Origin of the sequence: Lysinibacillus sp. IITD104 (genome assembly GCF_036698265.2) — a bacterium.
GTDB lineage: Bacteria > Bacillota > Bacilli > Bacillales_A > Planococcaceae > Lysinibacillus > Lysinibacillus boronitolerans.
On the sequence record NZ_JBAHYH020000001.1, the window covers coordinates 3030962 to 3055086 of the forward strand.

The window sequence follows — 24125 nt, forward strand, 5'->3', positions numbered from 1 at the left end:
CTTTAAAAATCATAAACAATTATTCTAAAAAAGACAAATGTATTTTTAGGAAAAACAAAAATTAATGATAATTTGATAGTTTCAGCAAATTGCCCTCTTTTATTTCATAAAACTCCGAAAATTCACTCTTTTATATTTTATTTCACAAAAGTAATTGACCCAATTATCAAAAGGATATAGCGCCACAGATGAGACTCTTGAGCGAACGCGAGTGAAGCGGCTCATCGGATGCTGACGGAATGGAAAGCAACCCCTCTCTTAGCCAAAAAATCTTTTTCTGCTATAGACACGATTTTTTTGCTCAATCCGTCCCTTTAATACAAGGAAAACACAAAAAACTCTATTCCCAATTTAACGAAAGGAATAGAGTTTACGTCTTTATTGCAGTAATGTTTGTTCCTGTAATTTTGCAGAGAAGTATTTACGTGCATCTGCTGTTAGAATTTGTAGCAATGTCACTTCTTCTTGACGAGCAAATTCTACAAACATCCCACTTAAATTCTCGTAGACATATTTGATTTTAAAGCCACTATCTAAATAATGATCTACTTTTTGAATTTCTTCTGTGCTTTGTTGGAATTCAGACATGCCATCACCTCACCTTCTTTTGAAAATGTCTTGATGTTGTCTCTCTTACTCGGCACCCTTCATCTCTAACAGAGGATCTGGTTGCTCCACCAGTTCATCTTCATCTGGGACCGCCGTTGGAGCTGCTGGTTGGCCAAATATTTCGTCTAAATTATGTCCGACTGTAATACCTAAATATTTTGCATCGCTTGGATCATCTAGCTCAGCTTGTGGATACTTTTTAAACCACCAATACTTCGCTAATACATAATATACAATCGCCCCTACAGCGAACCCTACTAAAGAAGAGTAAGTTGAAAAAATATTGGCCACTGCACCGCCGATTACCCAGGCGATTAACCCAGCCATATTAAAGCCCTTATAATATTTAAATTGCCCGTCTAATTCATAAAGCTCTTTTACATGTACGCGCCGTTTACGAATCAGGTAGTAATCAGCAAATAAGATCCCTACAATCGCTGTTAAAATACCGCCAATGATTAATAGGACATTGACCATGACATCAAATAGACTCCAAGGCTGTGCAAGAATACCAATAATCCCTGCAATCACAACCCCTACCCAGAATGGCACTTTCGGTCCACCGATATTAGAGAAAATAGTAGCTGCTGGGACAACGTTGGCAGAGGTATTTGTCGACCATTGTGCTAATACAATCATCAGCAATAGAATCCCAAGAATAAAGCCGCTTGCACTTTGCTGTAAGGCATTAATTGGATCTGCCGATGCAACTGCCATATAGCAAACTGCACCAATTGTCACAATGAATGTATTTGTAATAGGCATGACAATTAAAGAGCCTACAAGCTGTGTTTTATTACGCTTGAACCAATTACGCTCATTTTTAGGTGCCTTAAAGAATCGGGACAAGGACGGCATATCAGCTGCTAGTGTTGCCCAAAAGCCCATATTTGCCATCACTACTACCATAAAGGCGGTAAAAGCATCGAAGCCTGTTGTTGGGGTTTCCACCCACGTCCAAATATTTTTCCCCTGAGATGTTGCATTATCTGCCAATGTGTAATACATCCAACAAGAAATTAAAATAATGACAGGGGCTGCTAAATCAGCAAAGCGCTCAATGGATTTAATACCAAGAGATGTATTAAAGAGTTGAAGCGCTGCAAACACAAGGAAGCAGATAAACCAATTATCAAAGCCAAACAATAAATTTAAAATTCCGTTTATTGCTAATGCACCAAAATACGTATTCAAACCAAACCAACAGGCAGCTGTAACACCACGTACAAGGGAAGGTATATGCGTACCGAATGTGCCAAATGGTGCGCGCATATAAACAGGGAAAGATAATCCATGCTCTATGCCGATATCACCAATTAACGTCATAAAGACTCCGATTAAACAAGAACCTACCAATGTTGCCACAATCACCATTGGTAAGGATAAATTCATGATAGCCGAACCACCAATGGCAAAAGCCGCTAATACAATTGCCATTCCTATCCAAATCACTGCAAAACCAAATGTTCCAATATTTCTTTGTTGATGTGTCACTGGAAGTAAATCTGGGGATTTTAAATAATTCCCTTCACGTTCCATAATGTTTCTCTCCTTTTTTTCTAATTTCCGTGACAACCTACTTGAAGTGCCTTCCTTCACCCAAAAATGCTGAAGGAAGGTGGAATTTCGATTTTAATCTTTATTCAAAATTGAACATAGGTGCTTTATTTTGATAGACTGCTCAGAAGTGATTGGCGTTCATTCCATGTCATTGACGGAATTGTGGATGGACGTTCAACCATTGAAATGGCGCCATCGACAGGACAAACAATTGAGCATAAATTACAGCCTACACAGTCTTCCTCACGAACCTTTAGCATTGGACGACCATCCTCCGTATAAAGGTCAATACATTGATGGGATGTATCCTCACAAGCAATATGGCATTTATTGCAATTAATACAAACATCATTATTAATTTCTGCAACAATTTTATAATTTAAATCTAAATCACCCCAGTTTGAATACCTTTGCACAGAGCGACCAACTAAATCCATGACTGAAGCTAGACCTTTCTCATCTAAGTAGTTATTCAGCCCATCAATCATATCCTCCACAATACTAAAGCCATGATGCATTGCTGCTGTACATACCTGTACGCCTGTCGCACCCATTAGGATAAATTCCGCTGCATCTTGCCAATTGGAGATCCCCCCAATGCCGGAAATCGGTACATTGACTAATGGATTACGGGCACATTCTGCAACCATGTTCAGTGCAATTGGTTTAACCGCTGGGCCACAATAGCCCCCATGAGCTCCTTTGCCAGCCACATGTGGTATGGTATTCCAAGAGTCTAAATCAACACCTGCTAAACTGTTAATCGTATTGATCATACTAACAGCATCTGCGCCACCTCGTGTTGCCGCTTCGGCCGTCACGGTAATATCCGTAATGTTTGGCGTTAGTTTAACAATGACGGGTGTACGTGCCGCTTCCTTTACCCAGTACGTTTGTTTTTCCACCAATTCAGGGACTTGACCAGAGGCAGAACCCATGCCTCGTTCTGCCATCCCATGTGGACAACCAAAGTTAAGCTCAAGACCATCAACCCCCACATCTTCTACTCGTTTGACAATTTCATGCCATTTTTCTTGCTTTGGTTCCACCATTAACGAGGCAATAATTGCGTGATTAGGAAATTTCTTTTTCGTCTCATAAATTTCTTGTAAATTCACTTCTAATGGCCGATCCGTAATTAATTCAATATTATTAAAGCCTGCCACACGTTGACCATTATAGCTAACGGCTGCAAAACGGGAAGACACATTTAAAATCGGTTCTCCTAACGTTTTCCAGACTGCGCCACCCCAGCCCGCTTCAAATGCACGCTGTACTTGATAGCCTGAATTCGTTGGTGGAGCAGATGCTAGCCAAAATGGATTCGGCGATTTGATACCCGCTAAATTAATGCGTAAGTCTGCCATATAAGTTCCCCCTCTATCCGTACTAACAATCTTTTGTCAACTGAAAGCATAGTGCCAGATACAGGCTGTATGACCACCATTTCAAAACATCGAATCATGTATTCTTTCAGATGGGGGATTAACAGCCTGTAAAAACCCGATTGGTGAATCTAACAATCAGTGGAGCCTCCACTGATTGAAGGTTCACTTTATCCCGTATTAACAGGCTGTATGACCATCATTTCAAAACATCGAATCATGTATTCTTTCTGATGGGGGATTAACAGCCTGTAAAAACCCGATTGGTGAATCTAACAATCAGTGGAGAAAGAGCCTCCACTGATTGAAGGTTCACTTTATGCAATCTCACTTGGTTTTCTTAAGCGTTCATGAATCTTATATGCTGCATCTTTTCCTTGCTGTACAGCGGTCACTACCATCGCTTCACCCTGTCCATTGCCAAAGACAACATCTCCACATGCAAATACCTTGTCATTGGACGTTTGCATTGTTGTCTCATCAATATCGACAACACCATTTGTATGAGCTAAACCAAAGGCCTCAATTAACGATACAAAACGAGTTTGCCCGATGGCTTTAATAACAGCATCCACTTCAATGATAAAATTAGAGCCCTTTACTTCTTCTGGACGTTGTCGACCATCAGGACCCGCCTCACCGAGCTTCATTTTCACACATTCAATCCCTGTCACCTTACCTGTTTCATCGCCGATAATTTTCTTTGGTGCCGTTAGCCATTTAAATTCCACGCCATCCTGCTTGGCAAATTCATACTCAAATTTGTATGCCGTCATTTCTTTTTGTGTTCTTCTATAAAGAATTTGTACATTGTCTGCGCCTAAACGTACCGCACTTGTAGCACTGTCAATCGCCGTGTTTCCAGCACCGATTACAGCTACCCGTTTCCCTACAATATCATTTGTAAGCGGTCCCATTTTTGTTTTTCGAATAAACTCAATAGCATCATGTACCCCTTCTAAATCTTCACCATCAATGCCCAGATTCGGGACAGCACCCATGCCAACAGCTAAAATCACACTATCATAGTGCGCCAAAATTTCATCAGCAGAAATATCCACACCTACAGCTGTATTCGTTAGAATGTCCACCCCGAGCTGTTCAATCTGCTCGACTTCCCAATCTACGACATCATTTGGTAATCGAAACGCTACAATTCCATAGCTTCCTAAGCCACCAGCCTTTGCTTCAGCCTCATAGATAGTTACTTGATAGCCTAAGCGACTGAGTTCACGTGCTGCCGACAAACCAGCAGGACCTGCCCCTACAATGGCTACTTTCTGTCCATTATGTGGACCTGCCTTAAATAGCTGAGCATTGGTTTCCATTGCCCAATCCGTTGCATAACGTTGTAACTCACCAATTTTAATTGGCTTTGTTGAAGAATTTAAGACACACGCCCCTTCACACAGTTCTTCCGTTGGACAAACTCTTGCACAGCTTGCACCAATTGGGTTTGCTTCTAATATAGTCGTCGCAGAACCCTTCATATTACCAGATGCAATTTTTTTTATGAAATTTGGTATTTGAATACTTGTTGGACACGCTTTAATACATGGTGCGTCGTAGCAATACAAACAACGATTAGCTTCCTCAATAGCCTCATTCTTTGTCATCTTACCTTTTAATTCTACAAAATTACGTCTAAGCTGCACGGTCATTGCATTTTCTTGAATCGGAGCCATTTCCACATCCCCCTCATGTGTTCATTTTTTCCAATACCCTAATTACGAAACCGATTGCTTTGCTCTCCAGTCAAAACAATCGGTCCTATCCTACAGGAAGCTAAATGTTTAGTGCTTCCGCAGCTACCGTTTTTAATGGACGTTTAATGTATCGCCCGCTGCCAAGTACCCCTACAAATTCTTTATTTTTAATGACATATTCCCCACGTACGAGTACACTAACAGGCTCACCTGTTACCTCCCAGCCTTCATATGGGTTATAGTCCACATTCATATGATGTGTTTTAGCCGAAATTTGGCGCTGTGCATCTGGGTCAAAAATGACGATATCCGCATCTGAACCAATTGCAATCGTTCCTTTTTGCGGGAATAAGCCAAATATTTTTGCGGCACTAGTAGAGATCATATCAACAAATTCATTGATGGAAATTCTACCTTTTGCCACGCCCTCTGAGTATAAAATACTGAAGCGGTCTTCAATGAATGGTCCGCCATTTGGAATTTTCGAGAAATCATTTAAGCCTAGCTGCTTTTTACCCTTAAAGCTAAAGGAGCATTGGTCTGAGCCGATTGTCTGAAGCTGTTTCGCCTTTAAGGCATTCCATAAATGTTCCTGATGATATTTAGGTCGAAGTGGAGGTGACCAAACATATTTGGCTCCCTCAAAGCCAGGTTGTGCTAGTGCTGATTGATCGAGCGTTAAATACGGTGGACAAGTTTCACCATAAACATCATAGCCCTTCTCACGGGCAGCGATAATTTCATCTACCGCTTCTTTACATGTCACATGCACCACATAGAGCTTCGCACCAGCTATATGAGCTAATTCGATAGCACGCTTTGTTGCTTCGCCCTCCAATTCAGCTGGACGAGTCAGTGCATGATAGATGGGTTCCTTATGTCCTGCACGTCTTGCTTCCTCTACTAGCTCATCAATAACAGAGCCATTTTCACAATGGACCATCACAAGCGCACCGAGATCCTTGGCGATTTTAAAGGCTTTAAATAGTGTACGATCTGTCGCTTGGAATTCTTTTGCATACGCCATAAAAACTTTTACAGAGGTAATGCCCTCTTGCTCCAATAGCTGCGGTAATTCGGCTTCGGTTTCAGGTGTTAAATCACCAATCATCAAGTGGAAGCCATAGTCAATAGCTGACTTTCCTTTTGCCTTGTCATGCCATTTCTCTACGGCTGTCGATAATTTTTCTTCCCCTGCTGTTAAGCAGAAATCTAAAATAGTAGTTGTCCCACCAAAAGCCGCTGCAATGGTGCCTGATTTCCAATCATCATCTGTCACCGTGTTATTGAATGGCATGTCTAAATGCGTATGGGGATCAATGCCACCAGGCAATACGTACTTGCCTGTAGCATCAATAATTTCAGCGCCAGCATCCGTTAAATTTTGTCCAATTTGAACAATTTTACCGTTATCAATTAAAATATCTGCCTCAAATACATCAGCAGCTGTTGCTACTCTTCCACCTTTAATGATTTTTTTCACTATGCCTCTCACCCTTCATCACAAAATTAGAGAATGCTTGATAGTTAATGCAGTGTATATGTTTCGCCCATACTAAACTTCGTTTGTAGCGTTAACACCGTTTCCAATAAAATATCTGCGCCCTTTACACAATCTTCAAAGGCTGTTTCCTCTTCTTCACAATGACTCTTCCCTTCAATACTTGGAACAAAAATCATCGCGGAAGGAACCATACTTGCCATATACTGTGCATCATGTCCAGCGCCACTAAACATACGATGAGATGAATAGCCAAAGCTTTGACAAGCTCTTTCTACTTCATTGCAAATCGCACTATCAAAATACACGGTATCCCTGCCCCATAACTTGACAGGCTGAATATGGCATCCGCCTGCTGTCTCTGGAAGCGCGTTGAGAATATCCTCAACCTGTTGCATGACCTCTGGTTTCTGGTGACGTGAATCAATTGTAAATGTTACCTTATTTGGGATGACAGTATGAATATTCGGGGAAACATTCATACGACCAAAAGTAAAAACAAGTTGTTCGTCAATTTTTCCTAATTGCTCATATAGCTCTGTAATGATGGTCGATGCCACAATCATCGGGTCTTTACGCATTGACATTGGTGTTGTACCTGCATGGTTTGATTGCCCACTAATTGTAATTTCATAGCAGACCATGCCTAGTACACCCTCAACCACACCAATTTCCTGCTGTTTTGCTTCTAATACTGGCCCTTGTTCAATATGCAATTCGATATAAGCAAGTGCTTCCTTCAGACGATTGGCTTGCTCTCCCTCATAGCCACTTGCTTGTAAAGCTTCTTGAAAACGTATGCCATGTTTATCTGTGGATTGTAGCATTTTTTCTTTGTCGAATTTCGAGGTGATAACGCCTGAACTCATCATGGCTGGATCAAAACGTGCCCCTTCTTCATTCGTGAAATTGACAATCGTAAGTGGAATGTCCACCTCGATGTCATTTTCCTTTATTGTTCGAATGGCCTCGATCGCTGTTAGTACACCTAACACGCCATCAAATCTTCCACCTTTTTCAACTGAATCTAGATGGGAACCCATGACAATGGGTGGCACATTTTTTTTGCCAGGGAGAGTGGCATAGATGTTGCCCATATCGTCCACCTGGATAGCCATCCCTAACGCTTTGCAACACTCACAAAAATAGTTTCTTGCTAATACATCCTCATTCGAAAGAGACAAACGTGTGACGCCACCATTTTCAGTGGCTCCAAATTGACTAAATTGTTCAATTAACTCTTGCAATCGTCTACTATTACATTTATACATATGCAAGTCCTCTCTTTCACAGTAGTTAATAAACATTCTAAAATAGATAAAATTTGTGAGATATGGATAGTAAACTAAAAAAATATGTGCAACTGCACATCATATATGGTAAGTTATGTTCATAATTAAGGGGGGGAAGTATGGGGACGATTCGTAAAATTGTAGAGGGAGTTCAATTCCCAATGCTCACATTAGTCGCTGGACATAGTGGTACGTATCGCAGAGTTACTGGTATTAATGTTGTGGAAAGCAGTGATTTAATCATGTTTTGTAGACCCAATGAATTGGTCGTCACAACAGGCATTCATTTAGATGCACAGCAAGATTCCTTGGAACAGCTTGTCAAACAGGCTTACACGAAAAAAGTAGCTGGCTTTATCATTAATACAGGACCATTCATTCCTAATATTCCAGAAGCCGTCATCTCTTTTGCCAATCAACATGATTTCCCTATTTTTCAAATGCCATGGAATTATCGCATTGCGGATCTATTAAAAACTACCTTTCAATTTATTGCCAATCACCATCAAGAGCTTTCTATCGAAGAAAAGGTTCTTTTCAATCTACTATTTCATTTCAAACAAAACGCTAACACAATGAAAGATCAACTAGCACAGCTAGGATTTCCTCAAGGAAGAGAACTAGCGATCATAACTTGTACAACTATTGGCTCTCAGGCAGCTATTGATCGTTATGAGGTGATGATCCAATTCGCTTTTCAAAATCGCTATCAACGCTTCTTAAAATTAAAGCATAAAAATCACCTCATCTTTTTAATTGATAAAGCACAAATCAATACACCTAATATACCCTTCTCAAAAGTTGTGGAAGAAATCTATGAAAAAATCACGCTAAAAAATGGTTACTTGGATATTATTATCGGCAAAGGTAACTTTCATAAAGAGCTAGAAAATGTTCGCCAAAGCTATGATGAGTCCTTAACCGTCATCCATTTAGCACAGCTTCATAACAATCGTTATTTGTATAAATACAAAGAAATCGGTGCCTATAAAATATTGATGGCTGTGAAAAATCAGCCCCTAATGAAATCGTTTAGTCAGGATATTTTAGGACAGCTTTATCGCTATGATGAACTACATGGGACAGATTATGTACCTTTTTTACGTATTTTTGTTGAGGAAAATGGCAGTACAAGCAGGATTAGTGAACGTCAATTTATACATCGAAACACCGTCCTCTATAAAATCAAGAAAATTGAAATGCTATTAGATATGGACTTAAGCAATCCCTTTACGAAGACTAATTTGTATATTGCCTTTTTAATTGAAGATGTCTTAATGCATCAGTAGCCTGTTACGCCTTTAAATTAACTGAATTTTCTTTCTCATTAAATACTCCTTCTAAAATTCTTGAAGCATACATATAAAGTACAAATGGGGTCGACTGTGCATTTTTGTTGTCCACATCTGACGAAAACATATGCATGCTAATCAACTACCTGTTCAGAAGGAGTGAAGCTTCGTGACAAATGTAACAAGTCCCAATTGGCAAGTAAAAGATGAACAATTTGTATGGCACTCTATGAAGCCATACAATCCAAAAGCAACAATGATTGTCCAATCCTCTAAAGGGGCATGGATTACCGACATTGAAGGCAAACGCTATTTAGATGCAATGGCAGGTTTATGGTGTGTAAACGTTGGCTATGGACGAGAGGATATTGCCAAAGCTGCCTATGAGCAATTGCTAGAAAATACGTATACACCCTTATCTGTTGGGCATATCCCTGCTATTCAATTAAGCGAAAAAATTAGTGAACTTTTAGGGGATGATTATGTTGTCTTCTTCTCCAATAGTGGCTCCGAGGCAAATGAGGCGGCCTTCAAAATTGCTAGACAATATCATCAACAAAAAGGTCACGTCAATCGAACAAAAATTATTTCTCGTTACCGTGCCTATCATGGTAGCTCCATGGGTGCACTAGCAGCAACTGGACAAGCTCAACGAAAATATAAATATGAGCCACTGGCACCAGGTTTTTTACATGTCACACCACCTGACACTTATCGTGCCAATGAAGACCATATTCAAAGTAAGGACCCTTGTGCATTACCATCCGTCCAAGCAATCGATCATGTCATGACTTGGGAAATGTCAGATTCCATAGCAGCAGTCATAATGGAGCCTATTATTACTGGCGGTGGTGTAATTATGCCCCACGACAGCTACTTACAAGGAGTTAAAGCTGTTTGTGAGAAGCATGGCGCACTACTCATTGTCGATGAAGTAATTTGCGGTTTTGGTCGTACAGGCAAAGCTTTTGGATTCCAAAACTACGGCATCCAGCCAGATATTGTGACAATGGCGAAAGGCTTAACAAGCGCTTATATGCCACTATCTGCCACAGCGGTTCGTCGTGAAATTTATGAGGCGTTTGCTGGAACTGAGGACTATGACTTTTTCCGTCATGTCAACACATTTGGTGGATCACCAGCTGCATGTGCCGTCGCATTAAAAAATATTGAAATAATGGAGAAGGAAAATTTATTTGCCCACTCGGCTACACTAGGTGCTACATTACTCACTACATTACAGGAGCAATTAAAGGAGCACCCGAATGTTGGTGATATTCGCGGGAAAGGCTTATTAATTGGCGTAGAGCTAGTGCAAGATAAAGTCAGCAAAACACCACTCGACATTACTCTTGTGAACAAAGTGATCACACAATGTAAGGAACAAGGGTTAATCATTGGGAAAAACGGTGTAACCGTTGCAGGCTTCAATAATGTGTTAACCTTATCTCCTCCTCTGATTATTTCCTCAGATGAGAAGAATTTCATTGTTGAAAAATTTGTGCAAGCCTTACATTCTATTAAACTGTAGGAGGAATAGTCAGATGGTAACGAATACAGACATACAGGAGTTAGGTCATTTTATCAATGGGCAAACAGCTCTAGGGAAAAGCGGTCAGTTTTCAGATGTTTACAATCCAAGCACTGGTGCTGTCATTGCTCGTGTTCCTTTGGCAACAAAACAAGAGGTACAGGAAGCAATCACTGCTGCCCAAGCGGCTTTTCCTGCTTGGCGCGCCTTATCCGTTGGTAAACGAGCTGAAATTGTCCTTAAATTCCGCCAGCTCATAACAGAAAATATCGATGAGCTAATTGATATGATCTGCACGGAGAGTGGCAAAACGATTGAGGATGCCAAGGGCGAAATTACACGCGGTTTAGAATCTGTTGATCTAGCTATCAATGCCCCACATTTACTTAAAGGAGAGTATTCTGTGAATGTTGGTGGTCATATCAATGCTTATTCTCTGAAAGAACCATTAGGCATAGTAGCAGCTATCTCACCATTTAATTTCCCTGTCATGGTACCACTAGCAATTACAAGCATGGCGGTGGCTGTAGGAAACTGTGTGATTCTGAAGCCGTCAGAGCGGGTTCCTTGCTCTGCTTTATTTTTATCAGAACTGTGGAAAGAGGCGGGCTTACCTGATGGGGTTTGGACAGTTATTAATGGGGATAAAGATGCTGTTAATGAGCTATTATGTCATCCAGCCATTGAAGCGATTTCCTTTGTAGGCTCTACGCCAGTTGCAGAAGCCATTTATGCTACAGCCTCTAAACATGGGAAGCGTGTCACAGCACTAGGCGGAGGTAAAAATAATATGGTGGTTATGCCAGATGCTGACTTAGAGCATGTAGCAAATGCTTTTTTAGGGGCTGCCTATGGAGCTGCCTCCCAGCGTTGTATGGCACTGTCAACCATTATTCCTGTTGGTGAGGATACAGCGAATAAATTAGTGGGTATTCTTGCCGATAAAATTGCCAAATTAAAAGTGGGTCCCTATACAGATGCCGAAGTTGATTTTGGACCAGTCATCACGCAACAATCAAAGGACGCCATCATTGGCTATATTGATCGTAGCCTAGAAGAAGGCGCTACACTGGTCTGCGATGGACGAAATCCGGAAATTGCCAAACAATCGAACGGCTTCTATCTTGGACCTACATTACTCGATCATGTAAAGCCTGGAATGGAAATTTATGAGCAAGAGGTTTTTGGGCCTGCACGTAATATCGTCCGCGTGGCAACCTTAGAGGAAGCTATCGCCCTTATTAATGCCCATGAATTAGGAAATGGTGTAACCATCTTTACGAACAATGGTGCAGCCGCTCGAAAGTTTACTACTGAAATTGAAGTAGGTATGGTAGGCGTTAATGTACCGATTCCTATTCCAGTAGGCTATCATAACTTTGGTGGCTGGAAACGTTCGAGATTTGGGGAGGGGCATATGTTTGGACCTGACCAAGTACGTTTCTTCACTAAAGCGAAAACCATTTCAGAAAAGTGGATAGAACAAGGGAATGACGTTACCTCATCCTTTGCATTTCCAAGTAATCAAGACTAATCATAAAAAACAAATATTCGCGTAGTCAGAAGCTACGCGAATATTTATGCTTGCTATTGAAAAAACTGACAAGCCAACAGGATCACCAATTTTTACAGTTTAACTACTTGTTCTTTTTTTTCACTTCTTTTTCTCTTACTTCAGAGAAATCTGCTTCTTCCCCAGCCTCCATGCCATAGCTAGGATTTCTATCCATACGAGTGAATGTATCCACATCCTCCTCGTCTTCAAATCGCTTTACAAGAATTGGAATCGAAATTAGCCCAGCAAGACCAACGAGTGCATAAATCCAACGAGATAAGACCGCCGTTTGTCCACCAAATAAATAAGCAACTAAATCAAATCTAAAGAATCCAATGAGTCCCCAGTTGATTGCACCTATAATAACTAATACTAAGGCGATTCTATATAGCACGCTCATGTGTACACCTCCTTTATCATCAATACTCCAAGCTATATTTCTTAGCAGGGAGGTGTCATAAAAAGCGATAAAATGACAAAGACTAGTCATTACAACCGCCGTTTTGACGGTCTTATTTTTTGCAATAACAACTTTTTTATACTGTGTACAAATGGCGTAATGACGTACTCTGATGAACGGTATTACTTGGATGGATTTTTATGTGTTTGCTCATGCTGAAGCAGCCATTCTTTGCGCCACATCCCGCCTCCATAACCTGTCAGCGTTCCATTAGAGCCGATAATTCGATGACACGGCACAACAATGCTGATATTATTTTTACCATTCGCACTGCCAACAGCCCTTACAGCTTTTTCATTGTTAATGGCAATGGCGATATCCTTATATGAAGCCGTTTCACCAAAGCCTACACTCGGTAATGCATGCCATACAGCCTGTTGAAAGTCTGTACCTTGAAATACATAAGGAAATGAGAACTCCTGGCGTACACCTAGAAAATACTCATGCAATTGCTTAACACACTCTAGTAAAACTTCAGGTGTGTCATGCTGAGGAGTGTTGACGACCTGCTCTCGCTCTGCAAAGTTAATGGCATCAATTGCTGTATCATTTCCCTCAACTTCTATAATTCCAATTGGTGATGGATAATCTAATTTATATCGTTTCATACAGTGACCTCCATAAACAAAAGGTGGCATACGCTTGCCAGCCTTGCCAATGTTTCGCGTAGTTCTTCATTTCTTCCATCGTTGGTTTTCGTTCGAATGCTAGTTGTATTTTTAAAGCATTATGCAGACCAACATCTGCTATCGGAAATGCTGTCGGTTGTTGCAGACATTTCATAAGCACATAATCTGCTGTCCATGCACCAATTCCTCGAATGTCCATTAAACTTTTTTTCATGGCTTCGTAGCCCTCTTTTTGACATAGCAAATCTTTTGTCAATTGACCGCTTGCTATACTTTTGGCAATATCAATAATGTATTCTGATTTCCTCCGTGTAAATTGGAGGTTTCTCAAATCATCTACCTGAATAGCCGCTATTTTCTCTGGCGTTGGAAACAACCAATAGCTTTGCCCTTCAAAGTAAACATATTCTCCAAAATGCTCGACAAATCGCTTTTTTAACGTATAGGCAAAAGTTAAATTTATTTGTTGACCAATTATCGCCCAAGCGATTGCTTCAAATAAATCAGGAATCCCGATTAACCGTAATCCGCTATATTTTTTCACAAGTGGCTTTAAGATTTGATCGTTTTCAGCCATCTGGTAATACCCCTGCAAATCCGTTGTTAAATCAAACCACTCTGCGACATATTGTGCGATGATTGCCTGTTCATGGCTAGATGGCTGTTTCATTGGAAATGTGACTATTATTTTATGATCTTGCTCAGTTATTTCACATAAAATAAATTGGTCATTCATCTTCAATAATTTGTAGAGCACATCATCCTTTATATGATGAAGAATTTCGTGAGGTGAACGCTTTAAGAACTGCAAACACTCTCTATAATTAAATGCTTGTGGTAACTCGATAACTAAATAACCACCTTTGTTCGTCCATTTCATATCATGTCCCCCTGCTACGATAGGTTACGATATTCTGTAGGTGAACAATTTTTCAGTCGTCGAAAAACTTTATAAAAGTTGGATGGACTTTGAAAGCCTGCTTCATAACAAATTTCTAAATTTGTATAGTCTGTATGTTTTAATAGATGGGCAGCCTTATCAATTCGAATTTTTTCTAAATATGTTCGGGGCGTCTCAGCTGTCTCTTGTTTAAATAGTCGTTCTAGATGAAAGGGACTGAGGCCAACATGCTCCGCCATATCCTGTAAAGTCACTCTTTGCTTATATTCGTTAATGATAAAAGTTGTGACACTTTTAATTAATTGCGTATGTGGGGAATGTTCGATTTCAGGCTGACATCGTTTACATGCCCGATAGCCAGCCGCCTCCACCTCTTGGATATCTTGTTAAAATTCAACATTCATTTTTTTCGGTTTTCTGGATTTACAGGAAGGACGGCAATAAATCTTAGTAGTTTTAACCGCTGTATAAAAAAGTCCATCATAGGTTTGATCACAAGCTATAATTTTTTCCCACTTCTCCTCAAAAGATAAATGGATTGCATTGTCCACGATTATCTCACCTCATTCTTATTGGCTATACATATAACGAAGAAGTATCTTGGTCTTTTAATAATTGTGCAGCATGTTGTGTTAAATGCGCAATTATTTTATCTGAAAGTGCGTTGCCAATACTAAAACGCTTTACCCCTAATTCTTTTAATAGCTTGACATTCGTTAAACCAGGTAAAGAAAGAAGATTAATGGGCGCATTTACATTACAAGCCATCGCTTTTATTTCATTGACATCTGTTAAGCCTGGGATAAATACACCGCTTGCTCCACTTTCGATATAAGCTTTTGCTCTTGTCATTGTTTCCTCAAATGGTCGCTCCAATTGAAAATACGTATCTGTTCGGGCATTTATAAAGAAATTTTTATAACCATGATTATCTAATTCTTTCCTCACATTTGTTAACAAATGACAGTGTTCAATTATGCTTCTTAAGCCTGCTTGATGTTTAAGGGAATCTTCAATGTTAATCCCTGCTACCCCCACATCTGCCGTTCTTAAAACATTGTCGATAATTTCCTGCTCATCATGGCCATACCCCGCTTCAATATCTGCTGATACGGGGATATTCACTTGCTCTGTAATGGATTGAATAATGGTGAGATGTCGTTGAAAATCGATCTGTTCACCATCCGCATAGCCAAGCGAATTCGCTATGCCCCAGCTTGTTGTCCCAATAGCTTGAAAGCCTGCCTTTTCTAATGTTAATGCGGATAACACATCCCAAGCATTCCCAATAAATAATAGCTCTTGTGAAAAATGTAAATCATGAAATTGCTGAATTTTTGACATAATATAAGCCTCCATACTGTTTATTAGACCTTATATTATCAGGAACTATCCGTTTATTTCGTCCTCAATCTTGCTGTTATGGTCTGTACTATTTTTGTGATATGGATAAGCCGTCAATGATGAATAAGACCAACTGGTAGGTGCTATCGTGTTACAGATGTAGCAGAGCTATTGAAAAATAATGTACGAGCCGGAGACATCGTTGATAGAAGGGGTGATGAAGTGTTTTTAGTCATTTGTCCATATACTTATTAAAGGATGTTGTGCAGCTATCTGAAAATCTAAGACTGCATCTTGTATAGCATTCGTTTCCAGTTGTTGGTCACAAACCAAGTAGCTTTGGTGTGATATGCTTTGTGAAGGATGATACATTCATTCCTTAATATTAAGATGTGATAAAGCTATATTTCAGGAAGAAGGGCTGGAACAAGTCACGATCCGAAAGTTTGCTGATAAAGCAGGCTACAACAGTGCTACTTTCAACAATTATTTTTTAGAAATATCGCATCTTCTATTTTTTGCAACAATGAGATGCATGCAAGATTATACCAATGAGTTGCTCGTTACATAGAAAGAGACAAAGTTTATGATGCTGAAATCGCTATGAAATATATTACAGAGATTGTTCGTAATGCCAATCTTTTTGATGAGCAAAATAAAAACAAACAACAATAATTATGCAAGTAATATAACATTGCCACTCTTCAAACGTATGTAAGAAACCCCTTCTAGCAATGCTAAAAGGGGTTTCTGTTATTTTTGCCAATGATTTAGTTCCTTTAACAATTCGGGTAGCTGCAATTTCTTGACATCGATAGGTGGCAATGCCTTAATAAACTCTTTCCCATATGACTTACTAGTAATGCGTCGGTCTAGGACAATAAAAGCTCCTTTATCCTGTGAAGAACGTATTAATCGACCAAAGCCCTGCTTAAACCTCATGATCGCTTCTGGTAAGGAAAGCTCAGTAAAGGAATTACGGCCTTGAGTAGCTAGATGCTTTGCCCTCGCCTTAAAAACAGGCTCTTCTGGTGAAGAGAATGGTAATCGCACGACAATGACAGAGGCCAGTGCATCTCCTGGAACATCTACTCCCTCCCAAAAACTGTTTGTGCCAAATAGAACGGCATGACTAAATTTTTGGAATGATTTTAGAATACGCATACGGCTACCGCCTGTAACACCTTGTGCAAATAGCATGTAATCATCTAATAGTTCACTATCTTGGATAAGCTCGACTGTTTTTCGTAGCATATCCTGTGCTGTAAAGAGTACAAAGCAACGCCCTTCTGTCATTCGAACAGTCCGCGTAATTGCATGGGCAACAGCCTCAATGTATTCTTCTTGGCTGACGTGCTGAATATCTGGCATATCGGTGACGATAAATGCCTTAGCCCCAGCATAGTAGGCTGGTGGAGCTTGTAGTTTCAAGACTTCAACATTATCAGAAATGCCTAACTGGCGTGTAACAAAGCGCTCATTGCCTGGTACCGTTAATGTGCCTGATGTCCAAACAATACTTGCTTGCTGACGTAATGGTGCTAATACTTTTTCAATTATCGGCGTCACATTGACAGGCTTCTTAAAGACATGGAGACTGCCAGGGACACTCCGTACATCAAATTCTAACCAAACAGAATTGCCTTCCTGTGGTGACAGAAAAATATCGTCCCATTCAGCAATTTTTATCTTCACTTCTCGAATCCAATATTGCCATTCAGATAATACATATTGATCGTTTTTATCTAGCTGCTCAATCGCATTTTCGAACGAGTGCGTAATGCTCGTAGCAAGATCCAGCCATTGCTGGGTTAGTTTGCTTACTTGTGCAAACGATTCTTTCGCAAGTGAAACATCCTCTAAAAACAAGGTGCATTTACTACCTGCTTGTTTCCCTTTCATTTGTTGCTGCAATTTTTGAATAGTTCTCTGGATTGTTTCATCAAATGTCCGCTGCAAACGTATAAATTGTGCATCTAGATGCTGTAAATTTTGCATGGCCACTCGCTGTTTTTTCTTCGCTGCCTGGCAAAACTGTTGAAATAGAGCCGTGTCCTCCATCGTACCAATTTGTCCAAAAATATACTTCCACTGTGTATACGAGAAGACCACTTCATCCTGCTGCATAGCAGCCTGAATAAATTGATGCGCCTCATCAATAATCCAGCCATCTATTTCAGTAAAGAGTGGTGTTTGACGCACTAAATCACTTAAAACCATGGCATGATTCGTTACAATACAGTCAGCAACTACACTGTTCTTTAAAGCTTGCTCATAGAAATCAAAGCCCTTTGAAGGCTTGTCATTCGGTATTTTTCGGATTTTCTCTAAAAACAGTTGTCCACCACCAGAAACATTGAGCTCGCTCAACACACCTGTCTCTGTTTTGGTCAACCATACAAGTATTTGTAAAATAGTAAATGTATCATCATAGGATTCATCAGCATGTGCCATACATTGCTCAAAACGTTCGAGATCAATATAATGCTGCATTCCCTTCAACACACACAAATTCACTTTTGTCCCAAGGATTTTTTCGATCTTTGGTAGTTCTTCCTCTACAAGCTGTTCTTGTAAATAGGAAGTATACGTACTAATGGCTATCTTTTTATTGACAGCACGAGCAAATAAGATAGCTGGAAGTAAATAGCCAGCCGTTTTACCAATACCTGTAGAAGCTTCAATCACGCACTCCTGTTGTTCATGTAATGCCTGCCAAATCGTGTCCATCATGTCAAATTGTGCAGGACGTTCCTCAAAATTCGGCAGTGCCTTTGACATTAAAGCTATTTTCTCATCTACGGATTGAGGGTAGGCAATCGTTTCTGTCACATGCTCATGCTTATTTCGGCCATTGCCAATCGCAAAATTACGGTAATAATGCACATTTTCGCGGCCCGTTGTATGCTGGCGCTTAATTTGCAACGCCTCAAAAAAAAGCTGAGAAATATTCGATTTCAAGCGAAATGAACGCTTATGCATCTGTTCAAGCGTTAGCTGTGGTAAACTTAGTAGCTCCTTCCAGCAATGCTTGAATAGCTCTGCTGTCGCGCGTGCATCGTCATCCGCTCGATGTGCATTTGCTAGCTCAATATTTAAATCAGCCGCTAAATCGCCTAGCTTAAAACCAAGGGACATAGGGAATAAAATTTTAGCCAGCTCCACTGTATCCATTTTTTTACCTTGCCACTTTGGAAGTCCAGCACGTTTAAACTCTGCTTGTAAAAAGGATAAGTCAAAATCTGCATTATGTGCGACAAATACACAGTCAGCAAGTAGCTCATATATGTAATCCGCATGCGCTTCAAATGGGAAGGCATCCTTTACATCCTCATTCGTTATATGCGTTAAATCTTGAATGAAGGTTGGAATAGCTTTCCCCGGATTAATAAACTTCGTATAGGTACGCTCAATTTCCCAATCCTTCATAATAACAATGGCAATTTGAATCATCCGGTCCCCATTGGCTGGTGAATGACCAGTTGTCTCCAAATCTACAATTGCATATTTTTGACTTTCCATCATACATCTCAACTCACAGTTCACATTAGATAAGTTGAATTTTATCATATAATGATCGCCGCGGCATCCTTTCTCCTCCTTTGTTGACTAACCGCATTCATACAAAAAAACGCAACCTTAGAGAAATCCCCTAAGGTTGCGTTGTGGAATCGTTATTAAGCGTTTACTCCAACAATGTTAAGCTTATTGTTTTTTGGCAACATCAACAATACGACCCTCTGTTGTTGTTTTCACTTCTTTAAGTGATAGTAATTGCTCTTGAAGGTTTTCCCAATCAGATAAGCCTAAATCTGTAACACGACCTTCTTCATATGCTTTAGCAAACATATCGAAGCCGTCTCCACCTTTAGCTGTGAAAGCATTTGTCGCCACTGTATACGTTTTACCATCTTCTAAAGCAACATATTTACCAGTCGCTTTATCTAAATATTCGATAGAAACAACACGTGAGCCTACTTCTTTTGAAGAGTCATATTGTAGTTTTGCTCCACCAATGTGTAAGAAGCCACCGTTTTCTTTTGGCGCATTTTTCAAGGATACTTCAAATGCTGCTTTAAGCTCTGCACCTGTAACATCCATTAATGCTAAAGTGTTACCAAATGGTAATACTGTAATCACTTGACCAACAGTAATATTGCCCGCTGGAATTGCAGCACGAATACCACCGCCATTTTGTAATGCCATTACAACTGTTTTATCTGTATATTTTTGTGCCTTTGCTAGCATACCGTCTGTAATAATATTTCCTAAAGCTGTTTCATTGCTACGAACACTGTTTAGATTGTCTTCAGTTGCACGTGGATTCGCTAATTCCTCAGCAATTTTAACACCGATCTCCTTGTTGCTAACTTCATTTACTTTTGCTGTAAATGGCTCAAGGATTTTCACTAACGCTTCATCTTCTACTACTTTACCAAGATCGATTAATTCTCCTTCATACTTCGTGACAATACCATTGCCATCAAATGTTACATCAAGTGTACCTAAATAATTTACATATTCATTAGCTTGTACGATTAATGTAGCATCTTTTGCTTCACCAACTGTATTTGTATCCACAACAAATGGTTTTTCTAGTTTTGTATGGTCATGGCCACCAACGATGACATCAATCCCTGGTACATTTTTAGCTAATAAAATATCATTATCTACATTTGGATTATCATTATAGCCAATATGTGTTAAAGCGATAATTTTGTTGACACCCATTCCTTCAAAGGCTGCCACTGCTTTTTTCGCTTCATCAATATAATTTGTAAATGTTATTTTATCAGGAGAAGCAATATCCATCGTTTCCTCAGTCGTTAAGCCGAAAATACCTACTTTTTCTCCATCAATTTCTTTCACAATACCAGAATAAATTTTACCATTCTCAGGCTCACTTGAAACTAAATCTGTAAATAAGCCTGTGAATTTAGCATCTGCTGAGAAATCAGTATTAGCATCTACAAATGGGAATTTAGCCCCTTTAACAAAATCAGCTAATGCTTGATGGCCTTCTGGTGATGAACCTAAATCAAATTCATGGTTACCAAATACCATTGCATCAAAGCCAATTTCATTTAATAATGCTAGGTCTGCTTTACCGTGGAACTCGTTGAAGTATAGTGTACCACTAAATGCGTCCCCAGCATGTAACGTTAAAACATTTTTCTTCGTTTCACGTTGTTCTTTCACTGCTGTCGCTAATTTTGGTAATTTATCTGCACGAGCATGTGTATCATTCACATGTAAAATCGATAATGAGAATGCATCTTCTGATTCAGGAGTTTCTGGTTTTTCTGGTGTTTCTGGGTTTGATTTTGTTAGAGCTTCTGCAATGAATGTTGCCAGTTGTCCACGTGTAACTTTTTCACTAGCCGCATGATTTTTTGCACTTTCTAGCTCTGGTAATGTTGGAATTGATGCTAAGATTTTTGCTAAATCACCATGTGTAATTGTTTGGTTTGGACGGAAAGTATTATCTCCATAACCTGTAATGACATTTAATCCTACAAGGGCTGCAATTGAGCCATAATAAGGATTTGATGTACTAATATCCGTAAATTTTGGATCCACTACTTCTTTTGTATCCAATTTTAATGCGCCTGCAATCATTTTTGCAGCTTGTCCACGTGTGACATTTGAATCTGGTTTGAATGTACCATCTGGGTAACCACTAATAATCCCTGCTGCATAAAGTGTAGCAATGCTTTCAAAATCTGCATGACTTTCCTTTACATCCGAAAAAGGACTTGCTGCTGATGCTGGTACTACCGCTACCGCTGTTACAGCTAATGCTGCCGCAGTAACTGTTAAAAATTTGTTACGTTTATTTTCCATGACAAATGATACCTCCACTAGTAAAATGATGTACTAACAACTAAATTCTACATAAATATGACGCAAAATACTAGAACATTTGTAAAATTATAATTTTATAAACTAGTTTAATAGTAATAAAAGCAAATTTTTGCCAGTAACTTTTGGTATAAACGTAATCGCAAAAAAGGAGGATTGGCTATTGCTTTGCCATCCTCCTTTCTAGTATTAATTTAGACTATTGCTGAATTCACATCACCGTTGCCTCTGGCTCGTGTGCGATCATTTCCTTAATCGTGTTGCCCTCTCCCATGATGGCTACAGTTGGTTGATGGTCTTTAGCCTCATGATTATCTACATACACATAGGAAATAATGATGACAATATCACCACGCTGTACAAGTCTTGCTGCTGCGCCATTGACACAAATGACACCTGACCCTCGTTCACCAGCTATAATATATGTTTCAAAGCGAGCGCCATTATTATTATTAACGACATGTACTTTTTCGTTTGCCAGCATACCTACTGCATCTAAAATATCTTCATCTATTGTTATGGAGCCTACATAGTTTAAATCTGCCTGTGTCACTGTTGCACGGTGGATTTTACTATTCATCATCATACGAAACATTTTATAATCCCTCTTTCACAGTAAAAATACAATTATCAATTAAACGTGTTTTACCTATATAAACAGCTGCTGCCAACAAGACTTGCTGTGTTGTAGCTGTCACTGGTGTTAAATCGGGGTAGGCTAATAATTCAATATAATCAATTCGGCCATGTGTTCTTGCCTGAATATGAGCTTTTGCTTTAGCAAGTGCGCTATCAGCATCACCATTCGCTAAAAAGCTATCGCGTGCCAACTGCAATGCTTCATTGATCGCTGGAGCCTCTTGTCGCTCTGACCCACTTAAATAGACATTACGTGAAGATTTTGCTAAACCGTCCTCTTCGCGTACAATTGGGACAACACGTATTTCTAAAGGGAAATTAAAGTCACGTACCATCGTCGCAATAATCGCAACCTGCTGCGCATCTTTTTGCCCGAAATAAGCTCGATTTGGCATTGTTAAATGAAATAATTTAGAGACAACCTGTAAAACACCATCAAAATGACCAGGGCGACTCGCACCACAAAGAATCGTGGCCTGCTCACCTGCATGTAGGCGAATCCCTCCATCTTGGGGATACATTTCTTCCACACTTGGTGCGAACACAATATCCACACCGACAGATTCAGCTAATGCAGTATCTCTAGGCAAATCACGAGGATAACTTTCAAAATCTTCATTTGGTCCAAATTGCGTTGGATTGACGAAAATACTCATTACAACGACATCATTTTCTGCACGAGCTGTTTGTGCTAATGTTAAATGACCCTCATGTAAATAGCCCATTGTCGGAACAAGTCCAATCGTTTTTTGAGACTGCTTAGCTGCTTGAATTTCTTTGGCTAATGCCTGTATCGTCGTAACGACCTTCATCATTTAACGCCTCCATATAGCTGATCTAACGCTTCCTCTTTCATTGTGAAGAAATGCTTTGGAGCAGGGAAAGTACCCGCTTTCACCGCTTCTACGTAACGAATCATACCCGTGCTTACCTCTTTGCCCATATCAGCAAATTGTTGAACAAATTTCGGTACATGGTGCGAACCGTAGCTTAGCATGTCATGATACACGAGCACTTGTCCATCAGCCTCAACACCAGCGCCTATGCCGATGGTTGGAATAACAAGACTAGCTGAAACGATCTCTGTCAGCTGATGAGGAATACATTCTAACACGACTGCACATGCACCAGCCGCTTCGCATTGTTTTGCTTCTTCAAGCAGTGTAGCAGCCTGTTCAGCTGTTTTTCCTTGTACCTTATAACCACCAAGCACGCCCGCTGATTGAGGCAACAAGCCTAAGTGAGCTACTACTGGAATACCAGCTGACGTTAATTTACGAATGACAGGTATAACCTCTCCTGCCCCCTCAACCTTTAAAGCATCTGCTCCTGTTTGCTGCATCATCGAAATGGCTGTTTTTAGTGTCTCATTGACATCGCCATGATAAGAACCAAATGGCATATCAACGACCATAAACGTATCCTTTGCCCCTCGTCTTACTGCTTTTGCATGATGAACCATATCCGCTACAGTCACAGGCATTGTAGAATCATAGCCAAGCACGACCATTCCAAGTGAATCCCCGACTAGTATCATCTCAACACCAGCTTCTTCCGCGAATTTAGCAGCTGGATAATCATAGGCTGTTACCATCACGATTTTCTCGCCTGCCGCTTTCATCTTTAAAAAATCTGTTGTCGTTTTCATTTTGTAGTCCTCCTTTTTTAAAGGAAGAAAACAGAAAAACCCTTCTGTGTCGAAAATGGACAGAAGGGTAGTGTGTCGTTCAATGATAAAAAGACCCCATAAAGAGGCAATAGCTTGCAAAATGAAAGCTATATTTGAACGTATCGTTTTCTTCCGTCCCTGTCTAAAAGATCAAGGCAGATATTTGGTAGTATAGTCTATTGCGTTTTTG

The 24125-nt window shown here is 39.9% G+C and carries 19 protein-coding genes and 1 pseudogene; 4 read left to right on the forward strand and 16 right to left on the reverse strand.

The window, feature by feature from the left end:
- Nucleotides 1-378: 378 nt before the first annotated feature.
- The 6 genes from V1L66_RS15505 to V1L66_RS15530 all read right to left on the reverse strand — a co-directional run bounded on the left by V1L66_RS15505 (nucleotide 379) and on the right by V1L66_RS15530 (nucleotide 8032).
- Nucleotides 379-588, reverse strand: a complete 210-nt coding sequence (locus V1L66_RS15505) for a hypothetical protein (RefSeq protein WP_016995612.1) — start codon at nucleotides 586-588, stop codon at nucleotides 379-381.
- Nucleotides 589-633: 45 nt separating this feature from the next.
- Complete coding sequence (locus V1L66_RS15510; protein WP_333005944.1) at nucleotides 634-2148, reverse strand: NCS1 family transporter; 1515 nt, start codon at nucleotides 2146-2148, stop codon at nucleotides 634-636.
- Nucleotides 2149-2273: 125 nt separating this feature from the next.
- Nucleotides 2274-3536, reverse strand: a complete 1263-nt coding sequence (gene preA / locus V1L66_RS15515; RefSeq protein ID WP_016995346.1) for an NAD-dependent dihydropyrimidine dehydrogenase subunit PreA — start codon at nucleotides 3534-3536, stop codon at nucleotides 2274-2276.
- A gap of 335 nt (nucleotides 3537-3871) precedes the next feature.
- Nucleotides 3872-5239, reverse strand: coding sequence for an NAD(P)-dependent oxidoreductase (locus V1L66_RS15520; protein ID WP_333005942.1), 1368 nt, complete (start codon nucleotides 5237-5239; stop codon nucleotides 3872-3874).
- Between the two features lie 100 nt (nucleotides 5240-5339).
- Nucleotides 5340-6743, reverse strand: a complete 1404-nt coding sequence (gene hydA, locus V1L66_RS15525; RefSeq protein ID WP_333005941.1) for a dihydropyrimidinase — start codon at nucleotides 6741-6743, stop codon at nucleotides 5340-5342.
- Between the two features lie 44 nt (nucleotides 6744-6787).
- Nucleotides 6788-8032, reverse strand: a complete 1245-nt coding sequence (locus V1L66_RS15530) for a Zn-dependent hydrolase (protein ID WP_312124552.1) — start codon at nucleotides 8030-8032, stop codon at nucleotides 6788-6790.
- Between the two features lie 140 nt (nucleotides 8033-8172).
- Here V1L66_RS15530 and V1L66_RS15535 point away from each other — a divergent pair, with 140 nt between their 5' ends.
- The 3 genes from V1L66_RS15535 (at nucleotide 8173) to V1L66_RS15545 (ending at nucleotide 12410) form a co-directional block, all read left to right on the forward strand.
- Nucleotides 8173-9342 (forward strand): PucR family transcriptional regulator ligand-binding domain-containing protein, encoded by a 1170-nt coding sequence (locus V1L66_RS15535; protein WP_312124551.1) that lies wholly within the window; start codon nucleotides 8173-8175, stop codon nucleotides 9340-9342.
- Between the two features lie 172 nt (nucleotides 9343-9514).
- The gene (locus V1L66_RS15540; RefSeq protein ID WP_333005940.1) at nucleotides 9515-10876 is read left to right on the forward strand and encodes an aspartate aminotransferase family protein; all 1362 of its coding nucleotides are present in this window, start codon (nucleotides 9515-9517) and stop codon (nucleotides 10874-10876) included.
- 13 nt (nucleotides 10877-10889) lie between these two features.
- Nucleotides 10890-12410, forward strand: coding sequence for a CoA-acylating methylmalonate-semialdehyde dehydrogenase (locus V1L66_RS15545; protein WP_333005938.1), 1521 nt, complete (start codon nucleotides 10890-10892; stop codon nucleotides 12408-12410).
- Between the two features lie 103 nt (nucleotides 12411-12513).
- Here the strand turns inward: V1L66_RS15545 and V1L66_RS15550 are convergent, their stop codons facing one another.
- From V1L66_RS15550 to V1L66_RS15570, 5 genes and pseudogenes are all read right to left on the reverse strand, one after another.
- Nucleotides 12514-12831, reverse strand: a complete 318-nt coding sequence (locus tag V1L66_RS15550; RefSeq protein WP_333005936.1) for a DUF378 domain-containing protein — start codon at nucleotides 12829-12831, stop codon at nucleotides 12514-12516.
- A gap of 182 nt (nucleotides 12832-13013) precedes the next feature.
- Entirely contained in the window at nucleotides 13014-13499 is a 486-nt protein-coding gene (locus V1L66_RS15555; RefSeq protein WP_016992599.1) for a methylated-DNA--[protein]-cysteine S-methyltransferase, read from the reverse strand.
- On the reverse strand, nucleotides 13486-14400 hold the full coding sequence (locus tag V1L66_RS15560; protein WP_016992600.1) for a DNA-3-methyladenine glycosylase: 915 nt from the start codon (nucleotides 14398-14400) through the stop codon (nucleotides 13486-13488). The genes V1L66_RS15555 and V1L66_RS15560 overlap by 14 nt, the downstream gene beginning before the upstream one ends.
- Nucleotides 14401-14414: 14 nt before the next feature.
- Nucleotides 14415-14972: pseudogene (locus tag V1L66_RS15565) on the reverse strand (bifunctional transcriptional activator/DNA repair enzyme AdaA).
- A gap of 25 nt (nucleotides 14973-14997) precedes the next feature.
- On the reverse strand, nucleotides 14998-15765 hold the full coding sequence (locus V1L66_RS15570) for an isocitrate lyase/phosphoenolpyruvate mutase family protein (protein ID WP_016992602.1): 768 nt from the start codon (nucleotides 15763-15765) through the stop codon (nucleotides 14998-15000).
- A 436-nt stretch (nucleotides 15766-16201) separates the two neighbouring features.
- Here V1L66_RS15570 and V1L66_RS15575 point away from each other — a divergent pair, with 436 nt between their 5' ends.
- Nucleotides 16202-16336, forward strand: coding sequence for a hypothetical protein (locus V1L66_RS15575; protein WP_238542775.1), 135 nt, complete (start codon nucleotides 16202-16204; stop codon nucleotides 16334-16336).
- 182 nt (nucleotides 16337-16518) lie between these two features.
- Here V1L66_RS15575 and dinG read toward each other — a convergent pair whose 3' ends face one another.
- The 5 genes from dinG to panB form a co-directional block, all read right to left on the reverse strand.
- Nucleotides 16519-19290, reverse strand: coding sequence for an ATP-dependent DNA helicase DinG (dinG, locus tag V1L66_RS15580; RefSeq protein WP_258859216.1), 2772 nt, complete (start codon nucleotides 19288-19290; stop codon nucleotides 16519-16521).
- Nucleotides 19291-19470: 180 nt separating this feature from the next.
- Nucleotides 19471-21609 carry a 5'-nucleotidase C-terminal domain-containing protein gene (locus V1L66_RS15585; RefSeq protein ID WP_333005935.1) on the reverse strand — a complete coding sequence of 713 codons (2139 nt, stop codon included), beginning with the start codon at nucleotides 21607-21609 and terminating at the stop codon, nucleotides 19471-19473.
- A 229-nt stretch (nucleotides 21610-21838) separates the two neighbouring features.
- A complete protein-coding gene (gene panD / locus V1L66_RS15590) occupies nucleotides 21839-22222 on the reverse strand; it encodes an aspartate 1-decarboxylase (RefSeq protein ID WP_036077669.1) in 384 nt (127 codons plus the stop codon).
- A gap of 1 nt (nucleotide 22223) precedes the next feature.
- Nucleotides 22224-23078: a pantoate--beta-alanine ligase gene (panC, locus tag V1L66_RS15595; protein ID WP_258859242.1), complete on the reverse strand. Its 855-nt coding sequence runs from the start codon at nucleotides 23076-23078 to the stop codon at nucleotides 22224-22226.
- Nucleotides 23078-23914, reverse strand: coding sequence for a 3-methyl-2-oxobutanoate hydroxymethyltransferase (panB, locus tag V1L66_RS15600; RefSeq protein WP_036077671.1), 837 nt, complete (start codon nucleotides 23912-23914; stop codon nucleotides 23078-23080). Before panB ends, panC begins: the two co-directional genes overlap by 1 nt.
- Between the last annotated feature and the right edge of the window lie 211 nt (nucleotides 23915-24125).